The organism is Streptomyces anandii JCM 4720 (assembly GCF_014650655.1).
Taxonomy (GTDB): domain Bacteria; phylum Actinomycetota; class Actinomycetes; order Streptomycetales; family Streptomycetaceae; genus Streptomyces; species Streptomyces anandii.
This window is the reverse complement of record NZ_BMVJ01000014.1, coordinates 73,016-79,075: the sequence shown is the minus strand read 5'-3', so window position 1 is coordinate 79,075 and position 6,060 is coordinate 73,016. Positions and strand designations below refer to the sequence as shown.

The window sequence follows — 6,060 nt, the reverse complement described above, 5'->3', positions numbered from 1 at the left end:
GCTGTTCGTGCTGTGCGGCGTGGGCGCCGCCACCGCACTGGTCCTCCGGGGAGACCCGGGCACGGCAGCGGTGCTGCTGCCGCTGTTCGTGCTCTTCGCGGCGGTCAACTCGCCTGCGGTCTTCCCCAGGTCGATCACCGCCGAGGAGGCACGGCGCCGCAGCGCGGAAGACGGCCGGCCGGTCGTCTTCTGGCGGCCGGGCTGCGCCTACTGCCTGCGGCTGCGCCTGCGGCTGGGCCTCGGCGCCCGCCGGCTGCACTGGGTCGACATCTGGCGCGACGCCGCCGGAGCGGCACTGGTGAGGGAGGCCAACGACGGCAACGAGACCGTGCCGACCGTCCTGGTGGCGGGCCGGGCGCACACCAATCCAGACCCCGCGTGGGTGCGTGAACAGCTCCCCCACTCCCGGTGAGCGGCGGCCGGGACGGGGTCAGACGACGTTCAACCGGTGGACGGCCAGGACGTTCTCGCCGACCCGGACATGGAAATCCGCGGAATCGCCGCCCAGTTGAGTGACGGCTTTCGCGACGGCGTCGAGTTCGGCCGCGTTGCACACGGCGGCCGCGGCTTTCAGCACGTCGTTCAGCGTCTCCGGCGACAGATTCAGGTGCGCGTCACCGGGGAGCAGAATCACCGGCTCACCGGTACTGCCGCGCGCCACCGCGGTCACGGAGGTTCCTTCTACGACGAGCACCTGTCACCCCTCTCACCGGTGCGGCCTTTCGCCGCCGGCGGGTCCTGGCACGGCAGGAGAATATCCCCGGGCTTTCCTGCTTTTCGGCCGAAGGTCGGGCCGAGCTTAGCGGGGCGGCCAGTGCCGGGCGACGCACCTACGGGGCGCGCATGTGCTCGACAGCCGAGACGGTGAGGGTGCCCACGTCGCGAATACTCCCGTTTGCCGGCCGGTGAATTGCCGGCCGGGCAGGTCGGAACTTCGGTGCCGGGGACGGGAGGTGGGTGGCGGTTCGCCCCGCCTAGCCCCGGGCGACGGCGTCCTGGTTCTCGGCGGCCCGGTCGATCTCCTCCTGGAGTTCGATGGCGTGGACGATGCTGCCGGTCAGGGTCCTGCGGATGATGGGATCGGTGATGCCCCACGCCGTCACGGCCTCCTCGGGCGAGAGGGCCACCGAGGCGATGGGCCGGCCCTCGCCCGCCAGGTGCGGGCCCCGCTGCTCGGGCATCAGGCCGCTTTCCACCCACATGCTGCGGTGATCGAGGTTCAGCACGGTCGCCCAGGTGGTCAACTGCGACGGCAGCGGCAGGGTCTTGCCGTCCAGGGTCCGGCTGATGGTCGTCAGACTCAGACCGGTCGCCGCCGCCAACTGCGCCCGTCCGCCGGCCCGTCGGCGTACGTCGTACCCGGCCGCGGTGGCGGCGGCTGTCAGATAGGCGCCGACCCGGCGCGCCTGGGCCTGCCGCGCCGTCCGGCGTTCGTGGGGGGAATCTTCCATGCTCCGCATGCCCGGAGCGTAGCGCGCGACAATGCACCCGCACGATTGTTGCACGCGTGCACTTTCGCAGGTCACACCCTAGATCGGCATTTCCGCAGGCCACATTGTCAATGTCGTATCTGTGTGCGAATCAAAATACCCTTGCGTCACTTATGTCTGGCAACTTGCATATGTTGCGTGCGTGTGGGTTATCCGCACGGCTGCACGTCGCTGAGGGGGTCTTCCGACCATGCTTCGCCTCCACATGGCCACACTCCTGGTAAAAGCCCGGGAGTTCGGTGACGAAAGCGTCGCCGACATGGCACAGCGCACCGGTATCAGCAAATCCACGCTCCACCGGCTCGCGGCCGGCACGAAACAGCCGAGCCTGGCCACCCTGTGGACATTGCGCGACGCCTACCGTATCCGGCTCGACGCGCTCGTGTACGACGACCCGCACACCCTCCAGGCCACCACCCCGGCCCGCCGGCGGCGCATCCCCGCGCCCCAGCCGCACCACCACCCGCGGCGGCACACGACCGGGTGACACCCGGCCCTGCTCTTCCCATCAGCCCACCGAGAGTTCTTGTCCACGTCCGACCGGGAGCAGGCTTTGACCACGCAGGCACACATCGTCCCCAACAGCCCCGCCAAGAAGGAACCGTCCCTCATCACTCGCGCCCAGCAGGGCGACGGGGAGGCGTTCGCCGAGCTGTACCTCATGCATCACGACGTCGTCGCCACGCTCATCGGGCAACGCGTGAGATCGAACCCGGCCGTCGCCGAGGACCTCACCGCCGACGTGTTCATGAAAGCCTGGGCCAAGATCACCACGTTCACCTGGACCGGCACCTCGATCCGCGCCTGGCTGTGCACCATCGCGCGCCATGTGGTCGCCGACCACTTCAAGACCGCGGCGACGCGCCGCCTGACCTACGTCGACCACATCACGCAGCTCACGGACACGTGGGCCCCGCCGGTGAACAACCCGGAGGACACCGTGCTGTCCCATCTCGCCGTCGACGACCTCCACCACGCCCTGTCCGAGATCACACCCCGCCAGCAGATCGTCATCCGGCTGCGGTTCCTCAACGAGATGACCGTCCACGAGACCGCCCGCACCATGGGCACCACCGACGCCGCCGTGAAGACCCTCCAGTGGCGCGCCCTGGACTCCCTGCGCAAGGCCTATACGGGAGCGGTCGCATGACCGCCCCGGGCGCCCGCCGCACCGGCGCAGACGTCGAGCAGGAACTGACCGCGCGGCTACGGGAACTCGCCCGCGCCTTCATCGCCGACCTCACCGCACAGGGCCGCCTGGTGGAGAGTGGCGGCGCCCAGAGCCTTGAGGAACTGAGGGGCCATCAGCCGAAGCCGGGCCGGCTGTTCCAGGAGCAACTCCCCACGTCCGGGCCCACCTTCGCCGACAGTGCCTTCGACGCCGGGAACCCCGGGCGCGCCTTCGCCGGCGGCGCCTTCGACACCGGGGACGCCGGAAACGCCGGGAACCCCGGGGACGCCGCTGACAGCGGGACCACCGAGGACGGCTCCTTCCGCACCCCGCAGACCCCGATCCCGTCATGGGCCACGGTCGACGCCGCGGGCATCACCTGGATCAGCGCCGGCGCAAGCGTCGTACACCCCCGGCCGGCCGCCCCCTCCAGCGGGTGGGCCGAGGACACCCCCGCCTCCGGCGACCGGAGCGCACCGCCCGCAGCCGTCGACGCCTCCCACCCGCTGCACGCGCTCTACGCGTCCGCCGCTTCCGCCACCGCCGAGGCGTCCGAGCCCGCCGCCCCCGCACCCACCGGTCCACGACAGGAGCAGTCCCCCGGCGCCCTCCTCGCCGCCCGGCTGCGCGCCGAGCACGCCGGCCGCCTCGAGGTCACGCGGATCGCCTTCGATCAGGAGAGCGTCAGCGTCGACATCCACGCCCTGTCACTGGACGACTGGTACTACTGGCTGGCCGAGACCGGCGCGACGCCGGACGCGGCGGCCCACCACACCGAGGGTGCCCGGACGGCGACCGGGCACCTCGACGGCGTGGTCGTCCACCTCACCGCGTACGACGTACCCCGCCTGCTCCACCACGACTCCCACCCGGAGGACGGCGGCTGACCAGCGGGCACCGCGCGCAGCGCAGACCGGACGACCACACCGGCCGGCGCCCACGGCATCCAGGGCCTTTCTTCCGGATCAGGCCGGCTCCGGGTTGCCTCGCCTCCCGGCCGACCCGAGCGGGGTCTGGTGCCTGCAGTCGCAAGGCGGAGGAGGGAGTCGACGCGATGAGGGTCCCCCCCTGCTCGTCAAAAGCTTGAGGGAGTCGGCGAGTGACGACAACGCCGCTGGGGGTCCCCCTGCTCGAAGAGCTTGAGGGAGTGCGTGCCGGACCCCGCGACCGGCGGCGAGATCCGGAAGGCAGGCCCTGGCCGCGGCGCCGGCGGGCGCACGCCGGAAAAAGAGGCAGAACGCCTCGGGGGAACGGCCGTTAAACTCACTGAAAGGCGGCCTCTGACCCTCCACAGGAAGAACCGGCGGTGCCCAACACGCTGCAGGACATGATCAAGCACAAGCTGGACCAGAACGGCTGGTCGTACGGCGACGCGGCACGCCGCAGCGGCATCTCCCGCTCCACGGTCCACCATCTGGCCACCTCCGCGCGGCTGGCCCAGATGCCCCAGCAGAGCACCCTGGAGGGCCTGGCCAAAGGCCTCGGCATACCCCTGGCACCGCTGCAGCGAGCCGCCGCCCGCGCCGCGGGCGTCAATCTGTACCTCGAGGACGCACCCGAGAGCAGCGATCCCGAGGTGGAGATCCTCATCGCCAGCGTCCACAAGCTCAGCCCCACCGACCGCCGGCACGTGGCCGCGCTGGTCGAGTCCCTGCTGCGCGCCGACAGCACCGGCTGAGGGGCCCCGCTCCTACTCGCGCTCTCCCAGCCGACGGGCGGCGCTGATCCAGTCGATGACCGTCTGCACGGTGAGGCAGTCCAGTTCGGCCAGACGGAAGACCGCCTGCACGTCGCAGACGTCCAGCGGTACCCGTACCGCGTCCAGAGCTCCGTACAGGCGCACGCGGTGCGCGTGCGGCACCGAGGCGACGGCGCCCTCCCCCGGGTGAACGCCCGGACCCCGCAGCGGAGTTGGTCGTGGTGGTGTGTCCATCGACTGATCCGACCTCGAGTTCGCTCGGGTGGGCGCGCCGGTGGGCGGCTCACTGATTCCGGATGACATGACCGAAGGCCGCGTCGAGTTCGGCCTTGAGCACGCGCGCGTGAGCCCGCGGCCGCGGCCCCGGTGGGTGCGGCAGCGCGCGGTCGACCTGCGCCCACACCGCCTCCACTACGGCCCTCTCGGCGCCCCGGGGCGAACCCGCGCCGGGCACCAGGGCCGAGGTCAGCGCCTGGCGGGTCAGTGTGCCGCCGGACGCGGGCCCGGTGTCGAAACCTCGCAGCCGCCCGGACGCGGCGTCCAGGGCGACGGCCGCGTACACCCGGCCGTCCACCGCGGGCAGCACCCGCACGTCGACGACCCAGCGGCCCCGGCGCACCCCGGCCGCTTCCCCGACGACTGCCGCCCCGCGTTCCCGTCCCGCCTTGCCCGTCAGGCGGGCCCGGTTCATCAGCCGCTGTACGGTCCGGTCACTGACACTGATGCCGTACTGCTCCACCAGTTCCCGGCGCACCCTGCGGTACCCGAAACGGCCTCCCGACGCCTGGTGGATGTCCGCGATGACACCCGTCAGCCACATCCGGCGCAGCGAGCGCTCGGAGGGCACGCGCACACGCCAGGCGTAGTAACCGGACTCGGACACACCGAGAAGCGCGATCACCCGGCGGGCCGGAAAGCCCTGTGCGGCCAGGCGGGCGATCACCTCGTACCGTCTTTTGGGGGCATCGCCGCCCGCATCTCCTCGATGACCCGGCGGCACAGCGTCAACTCCCGCTCCAACACGGCGACTCGGCCACCAGCCGCGTCCCCGGCCCGCCCCTGCACCCCGAGCCGCCGCCACCGGTACACCGTCTGCACCGACACGCCGACCCGCCGGGCCACCTCCCTCACGGGGACACCGTTCGCCGCCAACTCCAGGGCGGCCAGCCGCCGTTCCACGCCTCCGGCCACAACCACCACTCCAGTGCCTGCCCTCCTCGTCATGGGCGGGCCGTGCCGCGATCCGCGGCACGGCCCGCCCGAGCCTGCCTCGCCGCGCGGGCCGAACAGCCCGCCGGCGCGGTGCTACTGCCGGACGCTGATGCCCTGCACCGCCTGGGACTGGGCAACGGCGAACGGCGAGCACTGGTTCGCCGCCAGCGAGGAGTTGTGGGCGTCCACGTGCGCGATCTTCTTCGACACGGTGGTCATCCTGGCAAAGTTCAGCGAGAACCGCCCCAAGGCCTCCCGGCCCGGCAGGAGTTCCGCACGCTCGGCTTCCAGCAGCTCGTTGTTCATCGGCAACGCCTTTCTTGTCATTGCGAGTCAGGGGGAGAACCCACGATGCGCGCCCCGCACGGTGCGGCCGGGCGGCGCCCGTCGCCCCCCGTGCGGCCGGTCCACCCAGGCGCCGGCCGCACAGGACCCCGGACAGGCCGGCCGCGTGCGACAACGCGCAGCCGTACGCCGGCCCGGCCGTC

11 protein-coding genes are annotated in these 6,060 nt (G+C 71.8%); 5 read left to right on the top strand and 6 right to left on the bottom strand.

Annotation, left to right across the window (positions count from 1 at the left end):
• Window position 1: 1 nt before the first annotated feature.
• Complete coding sequence (locus IE249_RS23995) at window positions 2-412, top strand: thioredoxin domain-containing protein (RefSeq protein WP_189707773.1); 411 nt, start codon at window positions 2-4, stop codon at window positions 410-412.
• A gap of 18 nt (window positions 413-430) precedes the next feature.
• Here IE249_RS23995 and IE249_RS23990 read toward each other — a convergent pair whose 3' ends face one another.
• The gene (locus IE249_RS23990; RefSeq protein WP_189707772.1) at window positions 431-670 is read right to left on the bottom strand and encodes a hypothetical protein; all 240 of its coding nucleotides are present in this window, start codon (window positions 668-670) and stop codon (window positions 431-433) included.
• A gap of 304 nt (window positions 671-974) precedes the next feature.
• Window positions 975-1,460 carry a transcriptional regulator gene (locus tag IE249_RS23985; RefSeq protein ID WP_189707770.1) on the bottom strand — a complete coding sequence of 162 codons (486 nt, stop codon included), beginning with the start codon at window positions 1,458-1,460 and terminating at the stop codon, window positions 975-977.
• A gap of 235 nt (window positions 1,461-1,695) precedes the next feature.
• Here IE249_RS23985 and IE249_RS23980 point away from each other — a divergent pair, with 235 nt between their 5' ends.
• The 4 genes from IE249_RS23980 to IE249_RS23965 all read left to right on the top strand — a co-directional run bounded on the left by IE249_RS23980 (window position 1,696) and on the right by IE249_RS23965 (window position 4,339).
• A complete protein-coding gene (locus tag IE249_RS23980) occupies window positions 1,696-1,977 on the top strand; it encodes a helix-turn-helix domain-containing protein (protein WP_189707768.1) in 282 nt (93 codons plus the stop codon).
• 66 nt (window positions 1,978-2,043) lie between these two features.
• On the top strand, window positions 2,044-2,640 hold the full coding sequence (locus tag IE249_RS23975) for a sigma-70 family RNA polymerase sigma factor (RefSeq protein WP_189707766.1): 597 nt from the start codon (window positions 2,044-2,046) through the stop codon (window positions 2,638-2,640).
• Complete coding sequence (locus tag IE249_RS23970) at window positions 2,637-3,548, top strand: BN159_2729 family protein (protein WP_189707764.1); 912 nt, start codon at window positions 2,637-2,639, stop codon at window positions 3,546-3,548. The genes IE249_RS23975 and IE249_RS23970 overlap by 4 nt, the downstream gene beginning before the upstream one ends.
• A 419-nt stretch (window positions 3,549-3,967) precedes the next feature.
• Entirely contained in the window at window positions 3,968-4,339 is a 372-nt protein-coding gene (locus tag IE249_RS23965) for a helix-turn-helix domain-containing protein (protein ID WP_189707762.1), read from the top strand.
• 12 nt (window positions 4,340-4,351) lie between these two features.
• On the opposite strand, the gene IE249_RS23960 is transcribed toward IE249_RS23965, so the two are convergent.
• The 4 genes from IE249_RS23960 to IE249_RS23945 all read right to left on the bottom strand — a co-directional run bounded on the left by IE249_RS23960 (window position 4,352) and on the right by IE249_RS23945 (window position 5,878).
• Window positions 4,352-4,594, bottom strand: a complete 243-nt coding sequence (locus IE249_RS23960) for a hypothetical protein (RefSeq protein ID WP_189707760.1) — start codon at window positions 4,592-4,594, stop codon at window positions 4,352-4,354.
• 49 nt (window positions 4,595-4,643) lie between these two features.
• Complete coding sequence (locus tag IE249_RS23955) at window positions 4,644-5,303, bottom strand: IS3 family transposase (RefSeq protein WP_189707758.1); 660 nt, start codon at window positions 5,301-5,303, stop codon at window positions 4,644-4,646.
• Window positions 5,300-5,557, bottom strand: a complete 258-nt coding sequence (locus IE249_RS23950) for a helix-turn-helix domain-containing protein (protein ID WP_229859144.1) — start codon at window positions 5,555-5,557, stop codon at window positions 5,300-5,302. The genes IE249_RS23955 and IE249_RS23950 overlap by 4 nt, the downstream gene beginning before the upstream one ends.
• A gap of 108 nt (window positions 5,558-5,665) precedes the next feature.
• Complete coding sequence (locus tag IE249_RS23945) at window positions 5,666-5,878, bottom strand: hypothetical protein (RefSeq protein ID WP_189707754.1); 213 nt, start codon at window positions 5,876-5,878, stop codon at window positions 5,666-5,668.
• Window positions 5,879-6,060: the final 182 nt, after the last annotated feature.

Bases quoted from the DNA above. Each gene is read 5' to 3' on its own strand.
- IE249_RS23945 (WP_189707754.1), bottom strand. From the start codon at position 5,878: ATGAACAACGAGCTGCTGGAAGCCGAGCGTGCGGAACTCCTGCCGGGC.
- IE249_RS23970 (WP_189707764.1), top strand. From the start codon at position 2,637: ATGACCGCCCCGGGCGCCCGCCGCACCGGCGCAGACGTCGAGCAGGAA.
- IE249_RS23985 (WP_189707770.1), bottom strand. From the start codon at position 1,460: ATGCGGAGCATGGAAGATTCCCCCCACGAACGCCGGACGGCGCGGCAG.
- IE249_RS23960 (WP_189707760.1), bottom strand. From the start codon at position 4,594: ATGGACACACCACCACGACCAACTCCGCTGCGGGGTCCGGGCGTTCAC.
- IE249_RS23980 (WP_189707768.1), top strand. From the start codon at position 1,696: ATGGCCACACTCCTGGTAAAAGCCCGGGAGTTCGGTGACGAAAGCGTC.